The sequence below is a fragment of the Pseudanabaena mucicola FACHB-723 genome (assembly GCF_014696385.1).
Classification (GTDB): domain Bacteria; phylum Cyanobacteriota; class Cyanobacteriia; order Pseudanabaenales; family Pseudanabaenaceae; genus Pseudanabaena.
This window is the reverse complement of the sequence record NZ_JACJQB010000001.1, coordinates 192,086-213,956: the sequence shown is the minus strand read 5'-3', so window position 1 is coordinate 213,956 and position 21,871 is coordinate 192,086. Positions and strand designations below refer to the sequence as shown.

Genomic DNA, 21,871 nt, shown 5'->3' with positions numbered 1-21,871 from the left:
TGATAGCCGACTTGCATCTAGCGATGTCATAAAATGGCAATATGGCTAGCAAGAAAAAAAGTGAATTAAAGGGCAATAAATCCCTTAAAAAGTCGTTCCGTAAATCCCTATCGATATTTCGCTATGGCATCAAGGCATTAGGTCTAGTCTGGACTACTAGCCGAGCATTAACCATTGCGATCGCAATTTTTACATTGGTAAATGGGTTGTTACCTGCGGCGATCGCCTATGTGGGCAAATTGATCGTCGATAGCGTCGTCTTAGCGGCGAATAGTAGCTTAATTAGCGATCGCAATTCAGCACTGAGCTATGTAGCGATCGAAGCAGTTTTAATTATGGGATTAGCGGCTTCGCAAAAGGGCTTAACCGTCTGTCAATCGTTGCTGCGGGTTTTATTAGGACAGCGCGTTAATGTCTTAATTTTAGAAAAAGCGCTCACCCTCGACCTTGCCCACTTTGAGGACTCCGAATTTTATGACAAGATGACACAGGCGCGATCGCAAGCCTCTAGTCGTCCCCTTGCCCTGATTAGCCGCACCTTTGGCTTAGGACAATCTGCCCTAACCCTGATTACCTTTAGTGGTTTATTATGGAACTTCTCAATTTGGGCGGTAATTGTGTTGGTATTAGCCGCGATTCCTTCCTTTATTGCCGAAACTCGATTTTCAGAACATGCGTTTCGATTGTTTCGCTGGCGCTCGCCTGAAACCCGCCAACAGCATTATCTAGAAACATTACTGGCAAGAGAAGACTATGCCAAGGAAGTCCAACTTTATCAATTGGGAGAAATGCTTTTAGAGCGCTATCGAAATATATTTGATCGGCTCTACGATGAAGATCGCAACCTCACCATCCAAAAGGGATTTTGGGGCTATTTATTGGGATTATTGAGTACGGGCGCATTTTACGCAGCCTATGCTTGGATTGTGATGGAGGCGATCGCAGGGCGTATTAGTCTTGGGGAAATGACCATGTATCTAGTCGTGTTCCGCCAAGGGCAAGCCACTTTTTCCGCCGCATTAACTTCCATTGGTGGCATGTATGAAGACAACCTCTATTTAGCCAATCTCTACGAATTCTTAGAACAGCCAATTCCCCAATCTCAGGGCAGGATGATTCAAGGAATTGCCCTAGAGGGAATTAGATTTGAGAATGTTTCCTTTTGCTATCCCGACAGCCAAGAACCAGTGTTAAAAGATATTTCTCTGCATCTCAAACATGGCGAAAAACTGGCAATTGTGGGCGAGAATGGTTCTGGTAAGACTACATTAATTAAGCTGTTAACTCGTCTCTATACGCCTAGTAGCGGTCGCATTCTCTTAGATGGCATTGATTTAAACGATTGGGATCTGGATACATTACGTCGCAGAATTGGAGTAATTTTTCAGAACTTTGTGCAGTATCAATTCACCGTCGGAGAGAATGTCGGAGTCGGTGATGTGGAACGCCTCAATGATGCTCAAGAATGGGACGTTGCATCGGAAAAAGGCATGGCAAAACCCTTTATCGAAAATATGCCCCTCAAATTTGGGACACAGTTAGGAAGATGGTTTAAGGGTGGTCAAGAGCTTTCGGGCGGTCAATGGCAAAAGATTGCGCTGTCACGAGCCTTTATGCGATCGCAAGCGGACATTCTCGTTCTCGATGAACCAACTGCGGCGATGGATGCCGAAGCAGAGATGAACATCTTCAATCATTTCCGTTCGCTCACTAAGGATCAGATGGTAGTGTTAATTTCCCATCGTTTTTCCACAGTCCGCATGGCAGATAAAATTGTGGTGATGGCAAATGGTCGAATTATCGAGCAGGGCAGTCATGAACAGTTATTGGCAGCAGATGGACGCTATGCCCATCTTTTTTCGCTGCAAGCAGCAGGTTATCGTTAATCTCCAAATCATAAAAACTTGATGTGGAGTCAATGGGGATCAATGAATTGCTCTTACTATGTTTTAAGTAATTCAGCATAAGTAACACTAAAACCTAGAGATTTGGGCTGCCCGCTACGCGGGCAGCCCAAACAAAATTGGTTTTTAGTTTTTAACTATGCTGAGCTACTAAGAAACTGCTGTATTAAAAAACAATGACTCAAGATTTTAATTGGAAAAAGCTGCAAAATGGCTCAGATATTCGTGGTGTGGCGATCGCAGGTGTTCCCAATGAAGAGGTTAACCTCACACCCATCGTTGCCAAAATTTTAGGTCAAGCCTTTACCACTTGGCTATCTCAGCAATTAAATAAACCCACCAGCGAACTATTAATCTCTGTGGGTCGGGATAGTCGGCTATCAGGCTCCGAACTAATGAAAGCAGTAATGACAGGGATTAATTCCCTTGGTACTCGCGTGTATGATTTTGCGATCGCATCCACACCTGCCATGTTTATGAGTACGATTACCGATGGCTTTAACTGCGATGGTGCGATTATGCTCACCGCCAGTCATTTACCCTTTAATCGCAATGGCTTAAAGTTTTTTACCGCGCAGGGTGGGCTAGAGAAAAAAGATATTACGGATATTCTCAATCTTGCTGAAAAAAATGAATTTGCGATCGCCGATGCTCAAGGAAATATCACTGAGCATGATTTTATCTCGATCTATGCTCAGCAATTTGTGGATAAGATTCGTGTTGCCGTCAACCATCCTGAAGATTATGCACAACCATTAAAGGGCTTAAAAATTATCGTTGATGCAGGTAATGGTGCTGGCGGATTCTATGCTAATAAAGTCTTAGAGCCTCTGGGTGCAGATATCACAGGCAGTCAATTTCTTGAACCCGATGGTACGTTTCCCAATCATGTTCCCAATCCTGAAGACAAAGTAGCGATGGCTTCCATTTGTGAAGCCGTAATTAAACATCAAGCGGATTTTGGAATTATTTTTGATACCGATGTTGACCGCAGTGCAGCAGTTGATCAATACGGTAAAGAGCTAAATCGTAATCGACTAATTGCTCTTATTTCTGCAATTGTTCTCAAAGAGCATCCCAAATCAACTATTGTCACTGATTCCATCACTTCCGATGGATTAGCCAAATTCATTGCCGAGGATTTGCAAGGTGTACATCATCGCTTCAAGCGTGGTTACAAGAATGTGATTAACGAGTCAATTCGACTGAACCATTCAGGGCAAGAGTCTTGGTTAGCGATCGAGACTTCAGGACATGGCGCAATGAAGGAAAATCATTTCCTTGATGATGGTGCTTATTTGGTAAGTAAACTCTTGATTGAATTAGCGAAGTCAAAACTGGCAGGAAAATCGCTCACGGATTTAATCATTAATTTGCAAGAACCGATGGAGAGTGAAGAGTTTCGGATCAAGATGCTAGTGGAAGATTTTAAAACTTTAGGCGAGAGTGTGATTAAAGATTTGCAAACCTTTGCCAATACTCAAACTGACTGGCAAATTGTCCCCAATAACTATGAGGGTATCCGCGTTTCCTGCACTTCTGACGATGAGAATGGTTGGTTTCTACTGAGGCTCTCATTACATGATCCTGTGATGCCTTTAAATATTGAATCAAATATTCAAGGTGGCGTTGATAAGATTGCGAATCGGTTATTCACTTTCTTGCAACCCATTGATGGCTTAGATCTTTCTACATTCCAGAAATAAAAGAAATAAAAAAGAAGCGGCACAATGTGCCGCTTCTTTTTTATAAAAGACTCGAGGAAAAGAGGCTAGCAATACATACCATACTGACCACCCACATCGGCGATCGCAACCAAGGCAAATCGAGAATATAAAACAAACTAAATAAAAACCTTGCGGCTAAAAATGCCAACACATAAAGAGAGGTTTTGTCAGAAGCAACATTGGTCACATAAGCCGTGAGTGCTGCTGCCGCAAATAGGGCAAAGACTTCAAAGGAGTTTTGATGCGCCCATGTGGCACGTTTGGCATAGTCGGGTAAGCGATCAAACATCGCTCTAGGCGCACTCATATCGATGCCAATGCTTACTCTTGCATAGGCAACTACCGCATAGGGCAAATAAATCAGCCCTGCTGCGATCGCAATTCCATAGAGCAGTACCTGTGAAGGCGGAATAGGTAAATTCATCGTTGATTAAATTAAGATTGACTTAATAAAGTTAATTTTTGTTAACTTTAATCCTACATGCTAATGTTTTCTGAAAGCACTGCTTTGCGATCTTTACAACCCATGACCTCACTCCAATTTACGATTCATCCTGCCACCATTAGCGATGTCCCTGCTATATTTTCCCTAATTGAGTCACTTGCCGATTACGAAAAACTGTCAGATCAGCTCACAGGTAGCATTGAGGCTTTACAAGTCGATTTATTTGGCGATCAGCCTTGCATTGAAGCGATTGTTGCAGAAGTAGAATCCTCTCAGGTTGTCGGATTTGCCTTGTTTTTTACGAGCTATTCCACATTCTTAACCCGCCGTGGCATTTATTTAGAAGATCTGTTTGTCTTGTCGGAATATCGCGGCATGGGGATCGGCAAAGCCTTGATTGCGAAACTAGCTCAAATTGCCATAGATCGCCAATATGGACGATTTGAGTGGTCAGTTTTAGATTGGAATGAACCTGCGATCGCATTTTATAGACGCATGGGTGCAGAAGTGCTTCGCGATTGGCGTATCTGCCGAGTTATGGGTGAGGCCCTCACCAATATGGCAATGAATCTCAAAACTGAGAATAAATCTGAAGCACAGGAAGAAATCCTTTGCCCCCATTGTCTGCGGACTGCTAGCAATGGCATCAAGTGCCAAGGTATTTGTGTGGCAGATAGTGGCTATTGATCGCCATATAGCTGTTCAGCAAAACCTAAAAGAGAGGTGCGGCGCTTCACGCCGCACCTCTCTTTTAGGTTTTGGTTTTATCCTAACTTAACTGGCTGTAGCTATATTAATTAACAACAACCTCATTGCGATCGCGATCTTGCCAAGGAGTTTCGGCAAAGAGCGGATTAAATGACTTAGGCAATCCCCATTTATTTACAAGAACTTGTAATACGCGCTCTTGCGATCGGTGAAAAGCATCAATATCCCCCTCACCACGATTGACGATCGCAAACCAAATTGCTCCATGCTCTTGGGTTTGGACAATACCTGACAACGCACTCACATCCGAGAGCGTCCCCGTTTTCACAATTGCACCTTTCGTAATTTTGCGACCCTCAATCGTGCCACAGTCACAATTGCCAAGGGGATATAAATCGGCAAGGGTCAGCCCTTCCAATTGAGCGCGATTATGGATTTCCATCAAAATCGCCACACTCGCACGAGGGGAAATTTGATTAGCTTGACCCAAGCCTGAGCCATTAATTAATTGAATTTCTGAAATGGGCATACCCGTAGCACTAGCGGCGATTTGTGCCACCTGTCTTCCTCCGCCCAATTGAGCCGCAAGCATCTCAGACATCGCATTATTACTAAACGTATTCATTCGTTTGAGCAATTGCCACAGCGGTAATGAGGAATGCTGAATCACTAATTTACTAGTAGAATCATTGGCGATCGCGAGGTTACGGACTATTCTCGTATCACCCGAAATCATTACCTGTGGCTTGGGTGTTCCTATGGGCATGGCAGCATATTGTTGACTCACTTCGCCTTCCCATTGGCTACTATCAAGGGCAACACGCAATAGATCCGCAGATTTCTGTAAATCAGTTTCAAAGTTCATCGCAAAGTTACCAGTGACGATGAGATTCCCGCTAACGCGCTTAATGCCTAGCTGATTGAGTTTATTACCGAGGGCGATCGCTTCTTCCCAAACAAATAAGGGGTCGCCACCACCTTCAATAATCAAATCCCCTGCGAGAGTGTCCCCCGTCAATTTACCCGTTGTCCTGATTTTGGTAATAAAGCGATGATTTGAACCCCATGTTTGCAGAGAGGCAAGTGTCGTCGCATTTTTTGTGAGCGAGGCAGATGGTAAGGCTCGATCGGATAGACGACCTGCGGCGATAGTCCCATCATTGGACTGAATCCATACCCCCTGATTGGGATTAGTTAGCCCTGCTTTCTGGAGATCGGCGAGCATTGCCTCAATTGCTTGTTTGGCGACAGGGTTGGCTTGGGTGACATCTGCTGCAAAAACAGGGCGATTTGCATAGCTCATCACCGCACGGGGAACTGCCCCCACCTCGCGCCCATCGAGTACCTGAGTCGAAACCGATAGCAACAGAGCGCCCACAAAACTCCATGTTGTCATACACAAACTCACAACTAAAAATAAACTAGCAATAAATATGCCTTCAAGCACAATCATTCTAGTCAAACATGGCGCTTTCCAGTTGTTGCAAGGCAATCTCTAGATCATCATTAACGATCGTAATGTCAAACTCAGAGGCGGCGGCTATTTCCAATTCGGCATGATGCAATCGTTTGACAATTTGTTCATCACTGTCGGTACTGCGATCTCGAAGTCGACTCTCTAACACAAGCATCGAAGGTGGGGCAATAAAAATTCGCTTGGCACTGGGAAATGATTGCGCCACTTGTCGCGCCCCTGCCAGTTCAATTTCTAAAAGGACAATTCGCCCTAGAGCAATTGCCTGATCAATCGCCTGTCGTGGTGTACCGTAAAGATTCCCAGCATATTCTGCCCATTCTAGAAACTCGCCATCATCGCGTTTCTGCTCAAATTCGGCACGGCTCCAAAAAAAATATTCCCGACCATGCTCTTCTCCAGTACGCGGCAATCGGGTGGTTGCCGAGATTGAAAAGAGAATGCGATCGGGATAGCGTTCTAGTAGTTTTTGGAGGAGAGTTCCTTTGCCAACTCCGCTGGGGCCAGTGACAACGATTAATCTGCCTTCTGATTGACCTTCACTCAACGTTTTGTAAATTCCTGTGAAATTGATAGCGCTTTACTTAGGATTCAAATTATATTTTAAAATCCTTGTAAAGCAAGGATTTTAAAAATCTGGTTAGTCAGGTGGTTAGTCAGCAGCACCTTCTTTACTGATCACAAAACGATTCGCAACAGTCTCAGGTTGGATTGCCGATAAAACTACATGACTAGAATCGGTGACAATTACAGCTCTGGTACGTCTGCCATAAGTGGCATCTACTAACTTGCCATGTTCGCGGGCATCGCTAATGATGCGCTTGATTGGTGCAGATTCGGGGCTAACAATTGCCACAACTCGGTTTGCGGAAACAATATTGCCAAAGCCAATGTTGATGAGCTTAATATCCATAATTTTATCGATCTAGAATCGACTTAGAGGTGATGTAGCTTCATTTTTTCAAGCATTATCTCATTAATGCGGAATCTCCAACTATTTGCGATATATTTCGTCACGTAACACTTTTTCTATCGAAGTTTGTGCTGTTCAATACGCAGTTGGCGCAGATTTTTGCACTTGTTTAGACTGGTATAAGCAAAAGAAAAGGGACGCTCTGTGTCCCTTTTCTTTTGGATGTCTAGAGATTTAGATATTGGATGACTGTGTTCACATCTTTATCGCCACGACCAGAGCAGTTAATGATAATGCGTTGATCGGGAGTGAGCTGTGGACAGAGCGTTTCGAGATAGGCGATCGCATGGGATGTTTCTAATGCAGGAATAATTCCTTCCAAGCGAGATAGACGTTGGAATGCATCTAGAGCCTCTTGGTCAGTCACGCTGTAATATTCAGCACGACCAAGATCCTTGAGATAGCTATGCTCAGGGCCAACACCAGGATAATCGAGGCCAGCGCTGATCGAGTGGGCTTCTTGGACTTGTCCTTGGTTGTCTTGCAATAGATAGCTCATTGCACCATGGAGTACGCCAACACGTCCAAGGGTCAGGGTTGCGGCGTGGAATTCGGTATTTGTGCCTTTACCTGCGGCTTCGACACCAATCAAACGCACGGTTGGTTCATCCACAAATTCATGAAATAGCCCCATCGCATTGGAGCCACCACCAACACAAGCCAACAAAATATCGGGTAGTCCGCCCCACTTTTCTTGACTTTGACGACGGCTCTCTTTGCCGATCACAGCATGGAAGTCACGCACAATCATTGGGTAGGGATGGGGGCCAGCCACAGATCCAAGAATGTAATGGGTATCGACAACATTGGTTACCCAGTCACGAATTGCTTCGGAAGTGGCATCCTTGAGAGTGCCAGTGCCAGCTTCAACGGGACGGACTTCTGCTCCCATTAATTTCATGCGGAATACATTGAGGGATTGCCGCTCCATATCCTGCACACCCATGTAGATCACACATTGCAAGCCGAATCGGGCGCAAACTGTGGCGGTGGCGACACCATGCTGTCCTGCGCCTGTTTCCGCAATTACGCGCTTTTTTCCCATGCGGATGGCAAGGAGAACTTGAGCGAGGGCATTGTTGATTTTATGTGCGCCAGTGTGATTCAGATCTTCACGTTTGAGATAAATTTGAGCAGTGCCGTAGTGCTGCGTTAGTCTTTCAGCAAAATAGAGTGGGCTAGGTCTGCCGACATAATCGCGTAAATATCCATCGAGTTCGCGATTAAAGTCGGGATCATTTTTGTAATGATAAAAAGCCGTTTCTAGCTCAGTGAGAGCACTCATTAGGGTTTCGGGGACATATTTGCCACCAAAGATCCCGAAACGTCCGAGGGCATCGGGACGATTGCTGGTTGATGCAGTATTTGGGGCAGTGGGTTGGGGAGCGATTGGCGTTGTGGTCATTGCGGTGAGTCTTGGTTGGAGCCTAGTTGGCAATACTTGTTGTCTTCTTGCTAGGATAACAAAATGAAGGGTTTTCCGATCATTGATCGTTTTCCACCTTTCAGTGTCCCTAAACCAGTTAAGCGCTATGGGTAACTCATTTTCACAATCAAATACTTTGAGTCGTCGCTATGAGTTACCAACTTGCTTGCTAGAGGTCTGGACTGAGCGCTCGCCTTTGTCCGATTGGCAATCGCAGGTGGTGGCGCAAAATCTGCATTTTCGATTGCAATTAGCCCATGGTCGCAAGGTCATTAAGGGCAACCAGCAACAAATTTTGAACTTGATTGAGGCGATTACTGCTTACTGCGATCGCTGGCTAGCTCAAGATGAGTTGGTGAGTCTCAATCATGATATTAATATCCCCAAACTGCCCAAACTCAGACTTTCAACGCTACAACTATTTGATTTATACGAAAGTCTAGAGCTTTGCGCCAATGAGTTTGTGATTTTGCCTAGTCTGGTGCTAGAGGTGCGCCGCCTCAGTCCTAATTGGCTCAAGGTTGTGGCAGGTGCGATCGCAATTATTGGTTTGAGCATTGGCGCAATTCGGCTAGTCTCCCGTGAGCAACCCAGTTGGCAAATGGCGGTGACTCCTGCCGCCTCGGAGCAACCCCTTGGGCAACCCCTTGAGTCAATTCCTCCAGTTGCAGTTTTAGAACCCAACATAGCTGCAAAATCTGAGTCAAAATCTGCCCCGAAGGCAGAAATTAAAACAGGAAGACAAGAAGTATCTCCCAGCGCGGCACAGCCTAATTTTGCGATCGCACCGATTACTCCAGCTACTCCAGCAGCACCGACTCCCTATCGACTTGAGCAATCACCATCAGCGACCCAAGATCTGGATGCTAAAAATAATGCGGCTCAAAACAATCAAGTTGCGTTAGCTACTCCTGATTTGAGTCGAGGACGTGAATCTACGGCGGACTCGTCAGCTTTGCCTTCGGTTGCAACCAGTGCCACAAAGCCGAGTCCATCATCGAGCATTGTAGGAACTATCGCTAATGACAAACTCCAAATGGATAGAACGATTGCCCTAGAATCTGCGCCATCTGCTCCTGCCGCCATTAATCCATCTTCGAGAATGGCAAGTCCCTCAACCCTTGGGGCTAGTGGTAATGCACCAAATAATCAGGTAGCACTCACCACAAATATCAAAGTTTTACAAATCCAGTCGGCATTGCCCAATGAAGTCAATACAGCCTTAGTTAAATATCTCCAAGAACAACGCTTTACGACGATCGCAGGAGTGGTTGCCCTTGATTTGGTGGCGACCAATGATCGAATTAGTCAGATTGAAATTGATCGCCAAGTGACTACGCTAGAAGATAAAACTGCGATCGCAAAGTTAGAAAAGTTATTACAGCAATGGCGTTCACCTCAAGCAGTTACAGGCAAAATTCGCCTAGTCTTACAGTTTTCATAGATGAAATATATGTTTTAAAATGGGAAAATAAATTCTCAATCATGAATAATTTACCTAATCAGGAAGGCGATTCCGAGCGTATCGAGTCTAGCAGTGTCAATATTCGTGAAATGAATATTGACGATATTGCACCAATTTTTCACTTAGGTGAACAATTATTTACGAGTGACCTATACCCCTATCTATACCGCACATGGGATGAGTGGGAGGTGATCGGTATGTATAACACCGATTCAGAATATTGCTTAGTCGCAGAAATTGATGATCAGTTAGCGGGTTTTGTCCTTGGCACAATCATCAACAAAGCTTCATGGAAATATGGTTACATCACTTGGCTAGGTGTTAGCCCCAACTTTCAGCGCCGAGGCATTGCTGATCGCCTTGTTGATAAAATCATTGAGCGGATGATTGAAGACAATGTTCGCTTGATGCTTGTTGATACTGATCCTGCGAATACTCCAGCAATTAATTTCTTTAACCGTAAAGGGTTTGGCAATGCTAGAGAACATGTATTTTTATCGCTCAATTTAGCCAAGCATGAATATTACGGCAGACTAATCAATTACGAACGCGATAAGGCTGAGCGTAACCGCCCAAAGCTACGGAAACGCACCTGATTTGGCTAGCAAATATAACTATAAGAGAAGACGAGTGGCGGCACGAAGTTCAGTCACTCGTCTTAAATATCTAACAAATGAGGGTTGGTTCCGCAACTAAATATCTTAGTGCTGTCTGGCAATCCTTCTGAATCTGGGCTTTGAGAAAATCAAGTGAGTCAAATTTCTGCTCAGGACGAATAAATTGAACTAGGTTGACGCTTAGTTCTTGACCATACAAGTCTCCTTGCCAGTTAAACAAATGTACTTCTACAGAACGCTGAGTACCATCTACTGTTGGTCGCAGACCAATATTCATCACCCCGAAAGCTGGTGCTGAGGCATTGCCTTGGTTAACCTGTACTTGGACAGCATAGACTCCATCACGGGGTAAGCATTTTTGAGGTGGCAGTTCTAGATTTGCAGTGGGGAATCCAATCGTGCGCCCCAGTTGCTTACCGCGGATGACCTTACCAACCAAATTGTATGGACGACCCAACAGGGCATTGGCTAGGTCAATTTCGCCTTGGGCTAGTGCTGTGCGAATGTTAGAACTACTAATCCTGACAGGTGCTTGATCGGTAATACCCACATTCATTTTTTGTTCAGGAATAACTGTGAGCCGCTCGCCCCAAATATTTTTTAGATCGTTAACATTGCCTTGTCTTTTTCGCCCAAAATGAAAATCAAAACCAACACTGATTAACTGGACTTGCATGGAGTCAATCAGTATTTTTTGCATAAAATCGGCGGCACTTAGCTTCGCAAGCTCTGCATCGAAGGGCAGCAACACTAATTGCTCGACACCAAGAGATTCTAATAAAGCCACTTTTTCATCGAAGGGGGCAAGTAGCGATCGCAATTTACCGCTAAAAAATTCTTGGGGATGGGGCGAAAAGGAAACAACGGTACTCGTTAGCCTTGGATTGCGATCGCCTAGAGATTGAGGCAAAATCGGCGCGATCACATGGCGATGTCCTACATGTACGCCATCAAAGTTTCCGAGGGCGATCGCAGTAGGACGAGAAATTTGGGTTGGGTCAAAAATTACTCTCACGCTTAACATTTTGACACAATAGAACCAAAAAATTGTAGTCATGCAATGTAATTGCAGTTACTTTTTGTGGTGGCGCAAAGCTACCGTAGCGTCAGACAAACTGTTCAGAAGTTTTGCAATGTGAGTGTGATGGGTAGTGGTGAATAATTATTGGAGAAAATAGAGGACGATCGCCCAGACACCATTTATTCGTTTTTTTATGAATGTCGGCACTGGACAGTTAAAGTGTGATCAACGTATTTGCGCCTTTTTTGTCGGAATGAAATGGGCATTTCAGCGCTTATCCTCGATTAGCTGACCAGTGCCCCAGCGATCGCCTAGCTAGTGTGGTTAAAATAAAATCATGCTATCAACAGTTTATGAAAGAAATTCGATTTAGCGAACACGCTCGATTAAAAATAAATGTTTTAGCAAGTCGTGGCGTAATTATCGATCTCGATTTTGTTACTGAAACAGTGCGATCGCCAGATAAATTAGAAACTGGAGAAGAAGATAAACTGATAGCGCAACAAACTCTAGACCCAAGTTTAGTGCTTCGAGTTGTTTATCGAGATTTTGGCTCATTCATTTTAATTATCACCCTTTATCCTGGTAGGAGATCTAGATATGAAAAAGATTAGCTATAGCAAAGATGTTGATGCGCTCTTGATTGAAATCTCTAATGATGCGATCGCCTATGCAGAAGAAGATGGTCAAGTGATTTTGCATTATTCACCAGACGATAAGCTGGTTCTAGTTGAAATTCTGGATTTTCGTCGCTTTATGTCTAAGGATTCTGTAGCTGCTATGTTAGCTGCTTAATGATTGTGTTGGAGATTAATTGTGAGAAAAACAAACGGCAATCGCCTATCCATCCCATAAACAGCGATTGTCTATTCAATCACCAGATTAACAACTCAGATCAGTAAGTCTCACAAGTAGTAAAAGCGATCGCAATTTCCTCCATTACCCTTAACTCTTCCCAAATATCTTAGGCTAATGAGAAAACGTCAATAGCGATCGCTCTAACTGGTTTTGCTTGGCTGTGAAGCATTAGGCGAATTTGTTCTGTTGTTTGGCGGCTAAAGGTTTGTTCTCCGCATTGACTGCAAACTTTTGTGGGAATATGCTCGACTAAAACGGGTTTGCCTGAAATATAGAAAATTTCATCAATCAGTTCGTTGTGAATTTCATTTGAGCCGCATACATGATATTTATTCATTTTATTTTCTCCCTGTAAATTGAATCCATTGATTAGGATCTACCTTTCATAATGGAATTTACAACTAAATAATTGTCAGAGCATCTTCATTAATCCTATAAACCAAGCGATGCTCATCAGTAATTCTCCTTGACCAACATCCCTTTAACTCATATTTAAGCGGCTCAGGTTTACCAATACCACTAAAAGGATTGCGTAAGATGTCATCAATCAAGCCAACAATTTTGCCGTAAACTTTCTTATCTTCCTTTGCCCAGTTATTAAAATCCTGAAACGCTTGCGGCTCAAATACTATATTTCTCATGCCATTCTTCAGCCGAGAACGTTACCAATCCTTCACCCTTTTCTACATTGGCGATCGCTTCTAATAATCTTTTGGCATTAGCAGCATTGGAGAGCAAATACTCCGTTTCGTCTTGATGATCAACCAATAAAATCACCTCAACTTTTGTACCTTCTATTAACTCTGGAGTATAAAGTTCAATTTTGCCATCTTTGCCCACAGTTCCTATTTGCTTAATTGCTGTTACCATTGGCTTCACCTATCCATAGTATTTGCATTATAACGGAAAATGCTTGGATTTACATGAAATTTTAGTCTTGTGTATCACATGGTAAATCTCGTAAGTAGTAAAAGCGATCGCAATTTCCGCCAGCACCCTTATCTCTTCCCAAATATCCCGCCAATGGCGAAGAAAGCTCGATTAAAATTTCTTTAGTGGAATCAAGACTAACGTTAGCACCTTGTTTTCTAGCGTTGTAATGAGTCCGAATTTCGATTGGGCTAGGATATTCAGAGTCTGCATCTTGAAGTTCCTTAACTGTTTGAACAATCCGAGATCGTATTTTAATTTTGCCTTCAACTTTCTGGATATACTCATCAATCTTGTCGTCAATTTGCCCTGCTTGCAAATAATCTTTGAGTTCAAATAGATTGATCGCACCATCATATTTAGCTTTGAGTTCAACGAGTTTTTGTAATGTCATAGCTTTGATAATGCTTACTTTCCATTCGTGAGCGGCTGTAATTACATCTTTGCTGACTTTACCAGCACCAACAATTAGTTTCTTAGATTCTAAAAATCTTTCTCTACCTAATCTCATACCTCCAAGCTTAAGTAATTCTTCAGTTGTGCGACTAGGAACACTTTTCCCTGCTTTGCATTCTCCTGTTAATGGATAAGGCTTTGAACAAAATAAATCTAATCCCCCTGCGCCTCCTTTGTGAGCCTCATCAATTGTAAAACCTAGAAATTCTAAGCTTTGTTTTGCGATATTTTCAAAATCTGTACCTGCTTGCCAGTTATTTCTACCTGTATCCGTCTCAATACTGCGATCGCCATACTTAGAGATATCTTCTATCCAGCTTAGATCTTTGATATTGAGCCAAGTTTTTTTTGTCTCTTTTGTTTTATCTTCATCATTATTATTTAGAAATTCTTCTTTGAGTTGCAAAAAAATTTCATTTTGATCAATGATTGTGTCTTCACTTTCTAAAGTAAACTCTGGCACAATAGTTAGCTCTAGCTCTTTTGTCTCATTTATAAGTTTATTAAAATCATGATCACTAATCACAGAAAACAGTTCATTGATATTAACTATTTCTGACAAAGGTATAAAATTACCTGTGGATTGATATACAACTTGTAATGAATTAGGTAATTTATAAGTTCGCAATGATGTCAGGAAAATATTTTTGCGCTTCTGGAAAATTTCGGTAATTTCTTCTATTGATATACCTATTAAATTTGACAATCTTGGTATTGAGAAATCTTCACCAATAGCTTTGCAATCTGTACACTCTGCCCAGTAATCAATATCTATAAAATCTAATTCTTGAGATTGTATATCTGGATAGAGTGCAAAACAACGATTAGTTACAACAAACGTCTTAGATAAGCAGTTGATAGATTTACCATTCACCAGTAGCTCTAAGTTTTTCTGTGGTAATCTTAGAGCGTTATTAATAGATACCATGCTAATTTCCTACAATAGAAATATATTTGATCATCTTAGAAAACTCTCTAGATCAATACTGCTATCATCAGTAATATCTAAAAATACAGGACTTTCTTCGATTTTTGGCTTGTCTTCTGGGGAGTCAGATTCAATGTCTTCGGCAGTAATTACACTAGATGGATCGCTCAAAATCTCTCTAATCAATGGATTATTAAAGGCAATTCCAGAGTTTGTAATGTACTCTAAAACATCAGTTTGATTGACTCCATAAGTCTCATATTTATCATAGACAAACAGAATAGCTAAAAGTGGTTCAATTTCCTCATTTTTCAAATGAACATATTCTCCTCCCATATCATTAACTAACCAGCCTAAATAAGTAAGTGCTTCCCATTTCTTCTTGAATTGTCGCTCTGGTGAACGAATCAAACAACCTCTTGTTAGGTTAAAAGTTTCATACGAAACCAAGCGCCACAGTTTCGCCCATACAGTACCGCCATGAGTTTGCTGGACTACGCCTACACCGATCCGTTGTTCTACTCCATCTTCAACAGCAATAATTCTAAATTGCAGAGCGCCTTTGTTTTCAGCTAGTGGTCTAACTTTATCTTCAACATCTGTAATCAGAACATTTTCAACTGTCTGTCCCTTTAGTGTTGTTAGACTTAGATAGATTGCCTTAGCGATCAGATCACTGTCATCCAGCCAGTCTTTCTCTTTGTCATTTTCAAGAATAGATTTTTCACGCTCATAGGCTTTCTGTAATACCTCTTGAGGGTCAATAACTACATCAGATATAACAAAATTGTCACGACACCATTTTAATAGTTGTCTGATGGTTGGTCTTTCATTGCCCAAAGATCTTAATTTCTCTTCTTCAAAAGGAAATACAGGAGTTGGAGGGACAAGGTTATGAGACTGATAAAAATCCTGAAGCCAGAGAGCAACAATCCTAACAACAGTTTCACCATCCGCATACTTTAGTTCAATAGGTTCTTTATATTTTGAAGATAGCCTATCGCTTATTCCAATTAAAGACGCTCCCTTAAACAGGTCTCGCAAAACAGCAGGAGGTATTACAGATAAAATAACTACTCCTTTCGTTACATCAGACTGTTCGATAGCATCAAACAAATCTTTGACTAATCCTCCGACAACTTGCGACTTAAAATAGCCAGACTCATTGACTTCTAACCCTTCTAGCTCATCAAAACAGACCATAATAGGATTGTAGTCCGAAGCAAGACTAATAATTTGTAAAGAAGCACTTAGCGCATCTGCTTCTAGGAGTTTAATTTCCTTGGTTGAGTTGGGTAGTCCTAATTCTTTTGCTTTTGCGTCAGCCAACTCTTTACCTGCAAGCCATCTAATCGCAAAAGGTGCGTGGGCAGAACTTCCCAATGTCCATAGAATTGCTCTAACAATGTCAGGATCGCTTACTTTTGGCTTTACGTTGAGAATTGCATTGGTAAGTCTATCAATCAGATCATGATTTCTTCCCAGTGCTTGAGGAACCCTCTTGACCAGATCCAATGCTGTATTCTGTTGAGCAACAACTTGGTTAACCATTGCCGCCGCTAATTCCTGCCATTGGGTAACGCCATGACCATTAGACTGCTTAAAACTGTCTGCTAGAATCTGGCGAAATTGATAATGAATCAGGTTTAAATCACCATACTTGTTAGCGTAAACAAAAAAAGCTTTGTTTTCTGCTTGTAATCCTCGGCGAATTCGTCTAATTAAATGACTTTTACCAACGCCAATTTCAGCACTAAAGGCAAGAGATGTTACTTTAGGCTTACCAGAACGAACTTGCTCAATTGTCTCAAATACGGCATCCGAAGCATGGGCATTTAAAGTCGTCAGATCGGGAAAACTACCATTCCAAATATCTTGCCCTGTGATGATTGGTGGTACGTCGAATGGATTATTTTTCTTGATGAGCGCATTAAGTTCCTCAAGAGATGACGCTGTAGACATTACAAACCTCTTTAAATTATTTTTTATTTGGCTACATTAGCCCAGAGCAATATTCATTTACAAAAGTTTGGCGTAGTAACGCAAACCGCCGAGTTCGGTCGTGATCGAGTCTTCTTCCTTGTCTGGCGTGAGGTCTGTAACTAAACCAGTTACAAGTTGCAAAATTTCATTTGATTGCATTTCTAGCATCCAGTCGTTAAACTGAGTACGAGTGACGCGCTCACCGATCGCCCGTCTAATCCGATAAATAGGGACAAGATTATCAAAGTTGTAATCACGGTTAAGTTGATCGTAAGTTTCTAAAGCCACAACCTTAAACTCATCGTAAGACAAGATCTTCGGCGCAGACTCAACATCCGCAACCTCACCCGAATTTTGCTGAAACCATCGCAAAGCTGCATTAGCCAAACGACTGCTGACTAACGTTGCCCCTTGAAAACTAAAATCAGGCGATCGCAACCCATCAGCCAAACTTTGCAAACCCGCATCCGTCAGTGAATACTTAGTAGACGCAGTGATCGCCCCACCATCGATCAAAGCTTGCAAAGCATTTTTATACTCAGCTTTCTTGACATCCTTATCCTTACCACTAAAAGACGGTAAGACCTTGCCCTTATTCACCATGCCCTGACCTGCCCCCAAATCCCATAGATTTAGAAGCAAACGAATCTCAATATTGTTAATAGACATCTTGAATATACTCTTGATTGATTTTTAGGGCTATTCCCCAGAAATTTGTAAAATTTGCCGCAACATGAAACCTAAAACGCCACACCTACTATTTTTAGGATAATACTTTTATGTCCTTTTTTCTAAATTTTCTAAGGATTAAAAGCTTTTAAAATAAGTATAAACTCACGAAATTAATAAATTAGTTGATGTGATAATGAATCCTACAACTTGCAATCTTGTAATCTGATAGAGAAGTAATTATGCTGGATTTACAGAAATTGATGGGACAGATGCAAGGCATGTCTGAACAATTGCAAAGAGAAGCCCAGCAATTGACCGTCAAACTCGATCGCGCTGAAACTGTTTTCCAGCAAGCTACCGTCAACCAAGCCAAACTTTGTCAACATAGCCAACAGTTTCGCGATCGCAAAATTTTTAATTGTGCCGAACCCGTCGAGCATCTGTCGCAAAGACAGGAAATCATACCCATAACTACACCACATATTGTCGTCGCTACCGATGGTTCACAAATTGCACCGAGCCGCCATGAAATTGCCTATTGCTATTTAATTAATATTGGTAGAGTCGCGATTTTCTACAATTCGGGAATCTATCCCTTACTCGATCATCTTCCTGAAGTATTTTATAAAACTGAAGATCTCTATAAGGCTCGACAATGGGGCATCCAGACTGAGCAATGGATGACTTTGCGGCGGACAGTTGCCGAAAATGTGGCGCTGGTAAATCTAGCAATCGAAACACGATCGCGATCACCTTTACCAATGCTCGCCTTTAGCGATGGGGCATTAATTCATTGGGAACTTGATGATATTCCTGCCGAAGCGCGATCGCAATTGTTGCCAGACATCATCGCTGCATGGGACAACTTGAAATCGCAACGAATTCCCCTTGCAGGCTATATCAGCGCCCCCCGTGCGACGGAAGCAACTAATTTTTTGCGATTACAACTTTGCCCCTTTGAGCAACCTGATTGCGTGACCTATTGCGCGGCTAATCCCTTAGATGTTGCGCCTTGTAGCCAACTTCAGCCTTTGCGCGATGGCGCATTGTGGCAGCGTTTATTAAAAGTGGGCGAGTGCAGTCCGCTTTGGCAAAGTCAAGCGCGGATTTTGCAAGAATATGGAGAACATCATATTTATTTTTGTTATCTCCATGTCGGTACAGAAATAGCAAGAGTGGAGATGCCTGCTTGGACAGCCCTAGATGCAGGATTGCGATCGCAAGCTTTACAGATCATCCTCGCACAGGTACAAAAAGGCTATGGCTATCCTGTCGCCTTAGCAGAAGCCCATAATCAAGCGGTGGTAACAAGTAGCGATCGGCGGCGCTTTTTTGCGATCTTGGAACAACAAATGGTGAAGTCTGGGTTACGCAATGTGACGACTTCCTATAAGGAGTCACGGAAGCGTAGTAGCATTGCTTAAGTAGTTCAAAATCAAAATCGGAGCTTGCGCTAATTACTAGTGTTTAGCACAAGTTTCAGAGCAGATTCAGAGGCTTGTAATCATGAATAGTAAGCAGACTTCTAGTACACGTAACATTGCTTTAGTCGGTTCTTATCTGAGCGGGAAAACGACACTTTTAGAAAGTCTTCTCTTCGTAACCAAGACTATCTCTCGCAAGGGTAAAGTAACCGATAAAAACACAGTGGGGGATAGTTCCACCGAAGCTCGCGATCGCAGTATGAGTGTGGAGGTAAATGTTGCCAGCATCGATTATGAAGGAATTCACTTCAATTTGATTGATTGCCCTGGTTCGGTGGAATTTCTCCAAGAAACCTATCATGCACTGATGGGGGTGGATTTGGCGATTGTGGTCTGTGAACCAAATGGAGATCGCGTCAATACAATTGCCCCATTACTAAAATTCCTTGACGACTGGAAAATTCCCCACCTGATTTTTATCAACAAAATGGATCGGCTGACTGGGGATACCAACCATGCCCAAGCTTTGCGATCGCAATTGGCAGCTCTCAAAACCGTCTCTAGTCGTCCCCTTGTCGCCCAACAATATCCGATTAGCTCTGGCAACGACTTGATTGGTTTTATTGACCTCGTAACCGAGCAAGCCTATCAATATCACGTCAATGCTGCTCCCGATGCGATCGCCTTATCCGAGGAACTGGCAGCACAGGAACAGGTGGAACGGGAAGCCATGCTAGAAACCATTGCCGATTTTGATGATCATCTCTTAGAAGAATTGCTGACGGAAATTAAGCCTTCCCAAGCAGAAGTGCTTGCCGATTTGCAAAAGGAACTGAGCGAAGACCAGATTGTACCAGTCTTTTTTGGGGTTGCTGAGCAAGATTTTGGGGTGCGTCCATTGCTCAAAGCCTTGGTGATCGAATCTCCTCAACCTGAAGCCACAATCGCCCACCGTCAGCAACTTGCTAGTTATGTACCCACTGATGCTGCTGCGCCTGTCGCCCAAGTCCTGAAGACTTACTACACACCACAGGGTGGCAAGCTCTCACTGGTACGTCTGTGGCTCGGCAAGCTCACCGATGGCACGGTACTGAATGGTAGTCGTATTGGCGGCTTGTATCGACTCATGGGTGGGCAACAGCAGCCCATCACCAGCGCCGAGGCGGGCGATATTGTGGCAGTTGCGCGATTGGAAGGTGCAAAAACTGGCGATACCTTGACCACAGGACAAAATATTGAGCCACTTGCGATCGCAAATTCCCTAGAGCCAGTATTTGCTTGGGCAATTGCTGCCGAAAAGCGTAATGACGAAGTGAAACTCAGCAACGTTCTCAACAAGCTCTGTGAAGAAGATCCTGCCCTGCGGTGGGAGCAACGCACGGAAACCCATGAAATTGTGCTCTTGGGACAGGGCGAAATCCATTTACAAGTTGCCCTTGATCGAATGCGGCGCAAATATAACTTACCAATTAGCCAACATGCACCCCAAATTCTCTACAAAGAAACTATCCGCAAATCCACCAATTCCCACGGTCGCTATAAGCACCAATCGGGCGGACATGGACAGTTTGGGGATGTTTATCTCGATATTCAACCATTGCCAAGGGGTGAAGGCTTTAAATTTGCGGAAACGATTGTTGGTGGCGTTGTGCCACGCCAATATATTGCGGGTGTCGAGACAGGTGTCCGCGAATATTTGCATAAAGGCATCTTAGGGTTTCCCATTGTCGATATTGCGGTCACTTTGACTAATGGTTCCTATCATTCCGTTGATAGCTCTGAGCAAGCTTTTAAACAGGCGGCAAGACTGGCGATGCAAGAGGGTATGGCTACCTGTGAGCCAATTCTCCTTGAACCGATCAATCTTGTAGAAATTTCGATTCCCACAGAATATACATCCAGTGCCTTGCGTTTGGTAAGCGGTCGGCGCGGACAGATTCTCGGCTATGAGTCCAAAGCTGGCTGGCAACGTTGGGATAAGGTTTCGGCATATATTCCTGAAATGGAGATGCAGAGTTTAATCCTCGAATTGCGATCGCAAACCATGGGTGTGGGCTTCTTCAGTAAAACCTTTGATCGCTTGCAGGAAGTTCCCGAAAAATTAGTCAGTCAGGTTGTTTCCGCCAGCTAAATAGCTTGTACCGTCCGTCTAGCTGACGGTACAAGCTATTTAGCTACTAGGTTGCAATTCTTCCATTGCTTCCATGACATGGGTTGCATACATCAAGGCTGGCCCTCCACCCATAAACACCGCTACTCCTAAGACTTCGATAATTTCTTCTTTCGTTGCCCCTGCCTTCAGCGCAGAATTGGTATGAAAACCGATGCAGTCATCACAATGGATTGCCACTGCGATCGCAAGGGCAATGAGTTCTTTAGTTTTGCCATCAATCACACCATCGGTAGATGAAGCTTTGCTGAGAGCATAGAAGTTTTTCATTACTTCTGGTAAAGCGCTAGAGAGCTTGCCAGTTTGGTTACGCACTCGCTTCATTTGATCGGTATAAGAAGTCTTGGCAATAGATTCAGACATAACACACCTCTCATTGAATCCTATGACTTGATGACTTGCAGATTCTATCTATAACCTTATTGTCTTCTAAATTGCCTCTAAACGTCAGATTATCAAGATGTGTGACATTAATTATTTTCGTTTGTAAATGTGGAGTAGTCTAAGGATGAGCCTATACATATTTAAGCTCTATTAACTTCATAAACTTACACAAATAGCTTTTCAGTAATTTAGCTACTAATCTTATACAGATAGGCTTAACACCCTAACGTCCCTTATCTGTTAAGGGCATGAGTGGAATGTTTTTTGTGTAAGAACCCATTTAAGAATTACTTTATCTATAAATTC

21 protein-coding genes and 1 pseudogene are annotated in these 21,871 nt (G+C 43.0%); 9 read left to right on the top strand and 13 right to left on the bottom strand.

Annotated features, from left to right (window positions below):
• The first annotated feature begins 41 nt into the window (after nt 1-41).
• Both H6F41_RS00920 and H6F41_RS00915 read left to right on the top strand, forming a co-directional pair.
• On the top strand, nt 42-1,886 hold the full coding sequence (locus tag H6F41_RS00920) for an ABC transporter ATP-binding protein (protein WP_190401581.1): 1,845 nt from the start codon (nt 42-44) through the stop codon (nt 1,884-1,886).
• A gap of 194 nt (nt 1,887-2,080) precedes the next feature.
• Entirely contained in the window at nt 2,081-3,610 is a 1,530-nt protein-coding gene (locus tag H6F41_RS00915) for a phosphomannomutase/phosphoglucomutase (protein ID WP_190401580.1), read from the top strand.
• 40 nt (nt 3,611-3,650) lie between these two features.
• On the opposite strand, the gene H6F41_RS00910 is transcribed toward H6F41_RS00915, so the two are convergent.
• Nucleotides 3,651-4,055, bottom strand: a complete 405-nt coding sequence (locus tag H6F41_RS00910; protein WP_190401579.1) for an MAPEG family protein — start codon at nt 4,053-4,055, stop codon at nt 3,651-3,653.
• Between the two features lie 102 nt (nt 4,056-4,157).
• Here H6F41_RS00910 and H6F41_RS00905 point away from each other — a divergent pair, with 102 nt between their 5' ends.
• Complete coding sequence (locus tag H6F41_RS00905; RefSeq protein WP_190401578.1) at nt 4,158-4,763, top strand: GNAT family N-acetyltransferase; 606 nt, start codon at nt 4,158-4,160, stop codon at nt 4,761-4,763.
• Between the two features lie 106 nt (nt 4,764-4,869).
• Here H6F41_RS00905 and H6F41_RS00900 read toward each other — a convergent pair whose 3' ends face one another.
• The 4 genes from H6F41_RS00900 to trpB all read right to left on the bottom strand — a co-directional run bounded on the left by H6F41_RS00900 (nt 4,870) and on the right by trpB (nt 8,636).
• The gene (locus H6F41_RS00900) at nt 4,870-6,237 is read right to left on the bottom strand and encodes a D-alanyl-D-alanine carboxypeptidase (protein ID WP_242022870.1); all 1,368 of its coding nucleotides are present in this window, start codon (nt 6,235-6,237) and stop codon (nt 4,870-4,872) included.
• A gap of 1 nt (nt 6,238) precedes the next feature.
• The gene (gene gmk / locus H6F41_RS00895) at nt 6,239-6,805 is read right to left on the bottom strand and encodes a guanylate kinase (protein WP_199288602.1); all 567 of its coding nucleotides are present in this window, start codon (nt 6,803-6,805) and stop codon (nt 6,239-6,241) included.
• Between the two features lie 105 nt (nt 6,806-6,910).
• Nucleotides 6,911-7,171, bottom strand: a complete 261-nt coding sequence (remA, locus tag H6F41_RS00890) for an extracellular matrix/biofilm regulator RemA (protein ID WP_190401577.1) — start codon at nt 7,169-7,171, stop codon at nt 6,911-6,913.
• A gap of 226 nt (nt 7,172-7,397) precedes the next feature.
• Nucleotides 7,398-8,636, bottom strand: coding sequence for a tryptophan synthase subunit beta (gene trpB, locus H6F41_RS00885; RefSeq protein ID WP_190401576.1), 1,239 nt, complete (start codon nt 8,634-8,636; stop codon nt 7,398-7,400).
• A 127-nt stretch (nt 8,637-8,763) separates the two neighbouring features.
• Here trpB and H6F41_RS00880 point away from each other — a divergent pair, with 127 nt between their 5' ends.
• Nucleotides 8,764-10,101: an after-VIT domain-containing protein gene (locus H6F41_RS00880; RefSeq protein ID WP_190401575.1), complete on the top strand. Its 1,338-nt coding sequence runs from the start codon at nt 8,764-8,766 to the stop codon at nt 10,099-10,101.
• A gap of 41 nt (nt 10,102-10,142) precedes the next feature.
• Entirely contained in the window at nt 10,143-10,718 is a 576-nt protein-coding gene (locus tag H6F41_RS00875) for a GNAT family N-acetyltransferase (RefSeq protein ID WP_190401574.1), read from the top strand.
• A gap of 70 nt (nt 10,719-10,788) precedes the next feature.
• Here H6F41_RS00875 and H6F41_RS00870 read toward each other — a convergent pair whose 3' ends face one another.
• A complete protein-coding gene (locus H6F41_RS00870; protein WP_242022861.1) occupies nt 10,789-11,796 on the bottom strand; it encodes a bifunctional riboflavin kinase/FAD synthetase in 1,008 nt (335 codons plus the stop codon).
• 317 nt (nt 11,797-12,113) lie between these two features.
• Here H6F41_RS00870 and H6F41_RS00865 point away from each other — a divergent pair, with 317 nt between their 5' ends.
• A complete protein-coding gene (locus H6F41_RS00865) occupies nt 12,114-12,374 on the top strand; it encodes a DUF4258 domain-containing protein (RefSeq protein ID WP_190401573.1) in 261 nt (86 codons plus the stop codon).
• Nucleotides 12,361-12,555, top strand: coding sequence for a DUF2283 domain-containing protein (locus H6F41_RS00860; RefSeq protein WP_190401572.1), 195 nt, complete (start codon nt 12,361-12,363; stop codon nt 12,553-12,555). The genes H6F41_RS00865 and H6F41_RS00860 overlap by 14 nt, the downstream gene beginning before the upstream one ends.
• Before the next feature lie 169 nt (nt 12,556-12,724).
• Here H6F41_RS00860 and H6F41_RS00855 read toward each other — a convergent pair whose 3' ends face one another.
• The 6 genes and pseudogenes from H6F41_RS00855 to H6F41_RS00830 form a co-directional block, all read right to left on the bottom strand.
• Entirely contained in the window at nt 12,725-12,955 is a 231-nt protein-coding gene (locus H6F41_RS00855; RefSeq protein WP_190401571.1) for a YgiT-type zinc finger protein, read from the bottom strand.
• 39 nt (nt 12,956-12,994) lie between these two features.
• Nucleotides 12,995-13,259: pseudogene (locus tag H6F41_RS00850) on the bottom strand (Txe/YoeB family addiction module toxin).
• Complete coding sequence (locus H6F41_RS00845) at nt 13,240-13,488, bottom strand: type II toxin-antitoxin system Phd/YefM family antitoxin (protein WP_190401570.1); 249 nt, start codon at nt 13,486-13,488, stop codon at nt 13,240-13,242. Before H6F41_RS00845 ends, H6F41_RS00850 begins: the two are co-directional and overlap by 20 nt.
• A gap of 61 nt (nt 13,489-13,549) precedes the next feature.
• The gene (locus H6F41_RS00840) at nt 13,550-14,932 is read right to left on the bottom strand and encodes a DUF1802 family protein (RefSeq protein ID WP_190401569.1); all 1,383 of its coding nucleotides are present in this window, start codon (nt 14,930-14,932) and stop codon (nt 13,550-13,552) included.
• A gap of 30 nt (nt 14,933-14,962) precedes the next feature.
• Entirely contained in the window at nt 14,963-16,894 is a 1,932-nt protein-coding gene (locus H6F41_RS00835; protein ID WP_190401568.1) for an ATP-binding protein, read from the bottom strand.
• Nucleotides 16,895-16,951: 57 nt separating this feature from the next.
• Nucleotides 16,952-17,584, bottom strand: coding sequence for a hypothetical protein (locus H6F41_RS00830; protein WP_190401567.1), 633 nt, complete (start codon nt 17,582-17,584; stop codon nt 16,952-16,954).
• A gap of 242 nt (nt 17,585-17,826) precedes the next feature.
• Here H6F41_RS00830 and H6F41_RS00825 point away from each other — a divergent pair, with 242 nt between their 5' ends.
• On the top strand, nt 17,827-19,011 hold the full coding sequence (locus H6F41_RS00825; protein ID WP_190401566.1) for a DNA double-strand break repair nuclease NurA: 1,185 nt from the start codon (nt 17,827-17,829) through the stop codon (nt 19,009-19,011).
• 82 nt (nt 19,012-19,093) lie between these two features.
• Nucleotides 19,094-21,142, top strand: a complete 2,049-nt coding sequence (locus tag H6F41_RS00820; protein ID WP_190401565.1) for an elongation factor G — start codon at nt 19,094-19,096, stop codon at nt 21,140-21,142.
• Between the two features lie 39 nt (nt 21,143-21,181).
• Here H6F41_RS00820 and H6F41_RS00815 read toward each other — a convergent pair whose 3' ends face one another.
• Complete coding sequence (locus tag H6F41_RS00815) at nt 21,182-21,544, bottom strand: carboxymuconolactone decarboxylase family protein (RefSeq protein ID WP_242022859.1); 363 nt, start codon at nt 21,542-21,544, stop codon at nt 21,182-21,184.
• Nucleotides 21,545-21,871 lie beyond the last annotated feature (327 nt).

Coding starts and splice junctions, on each gene's coding strand:
- H6F41_RS00920 (WP_190401581.1), top strand. CDS start 42: ATGGCTAGCAAGAAAAAAAGTGAATTAAAGGGCAATAAATCCCTTAAA.
- H6F41_RS00915 (WP_190401580.1), top strand. CDS start 2,081: ATGACTCAAGATTTTAATTGGAAAAAGCTGCAAAATGGCTCAGATATT.
- H6F41_RS00910 (WP_190401579.1), bottom strand. CDS start 4,055: ATGAATTTACCTATTCCGCCTTCACAGGTACTGCTCTATGGAATTGCG.
- H6F41_RS00905 (WP_190401578.1), top strand. CDS start 4,158: ATGACCTCACTCCAATTTACGATTCATCCTGCCACCATTAGCGATGTC.
- H6F41_RS00900 (WP_242022870.1), bottom strand. CDS start 6,237: ATGATTGTGCTTGAAGGCATATTTATTGCTAGTTTATTTTTAGTTGTG.
- remA (WP_190401577.1), bottom strand. CDS start 7,171: ATGGATATTAAGCTCATCAACATTGGCTTTGGCAATATTGTTTCCGCA.
- trpB (WP_190401576.1), bottom strand. CDS start 8,636: ATGACCACAACGCCAATCGCTCCCCAACCCACTGCCCCAAATACTGCA.
- H6F41_RS00880 (WP_190401575.1), top strand. CDS start 8,764: ATGGGTAACTCATTTTCACAATCAAATACTTTGAGTCGTCGCTATGAG.
- H6F41_RS00875 (WP_190401574.1), top strand. CDS start 10,143: ATGAATAATTTACCTAATCAGGAAGGCGATTCCGAGCGTATCGAGTCT.
- H6F41_RS00870 (WP_242022861.1), bottom strand. CDS start 11,796: ATGACTACAATTTTTTGGTTCTATTGTGTCAAAATGTTAAGCGTGAGA.
- H6F41_RS00865 (WP_190401573.1), top strand. CDS start 12,114: ATGAAAGAAATTCGATTTAGCGAACACGCTCGATTAAAAATAAATGTT.
- H6F41_RS00860 (WP_190401572.1), top strand. CDS start 12,361: ATGAAAAAGATTAGCTATAGCAAAGATGTTGATGCGCTCTTGATTGAA.
- H6F41_RS00855 (WP_190401571.1), bottom strand. CDS start 12,955: ATGAATAAATATCATGTATGCGGCTCAAATGAAATTCACAACGAACTG.
- H6F41_RS00845 (WP_190401570.1), bottom strand. CDS start 13,488: ATGGTAACAGCAATTAAGCAAATAGGAACTGTGGGCAAAGATGGCAAA.
- H6F41_RS00840 (WP_190401569.1), bottom strand. CDS start 14,932: ATGGTATCTATTAATAACGCTCTAAGATTACCACAGAAAAACTTAGAG.
- H6F41_RS00835 (WP_190401568.1), bottom strand. CDS start 16,894: ATGTCTACAGCGTCATCTCTTGAGGAACTTAATGCGCTCATCAAGAAA.
- H6F41_RS00830 (WP_190401567.1), bottom strand. CDS start 17,584: ATGTCTATTAACAATATTGAGATTCGTTTGCTTCTAAATCTATGGGAT.
- H6F41_RS00825 (WP_190401566.1), top strand. CDS start 17,827: ATGCTGGATTTACAGAAATTGATGGGACAGATGCAAGGCATGTCTGAA.
- H6F41_RS00820 (WP_190401565.1), top strand. CDS start 19,094: ATGAATAGTAAGCAGACTTCTAGTACACGTAACATTGCTTTAGTCGGT.
- H6F41_RS00815 (WP_242022859.1), bottom strand. CDS start 21,544: ATGTCTGAATCTATTGCCAAGACTTCTTATACCGATCAAATGAAGCGA.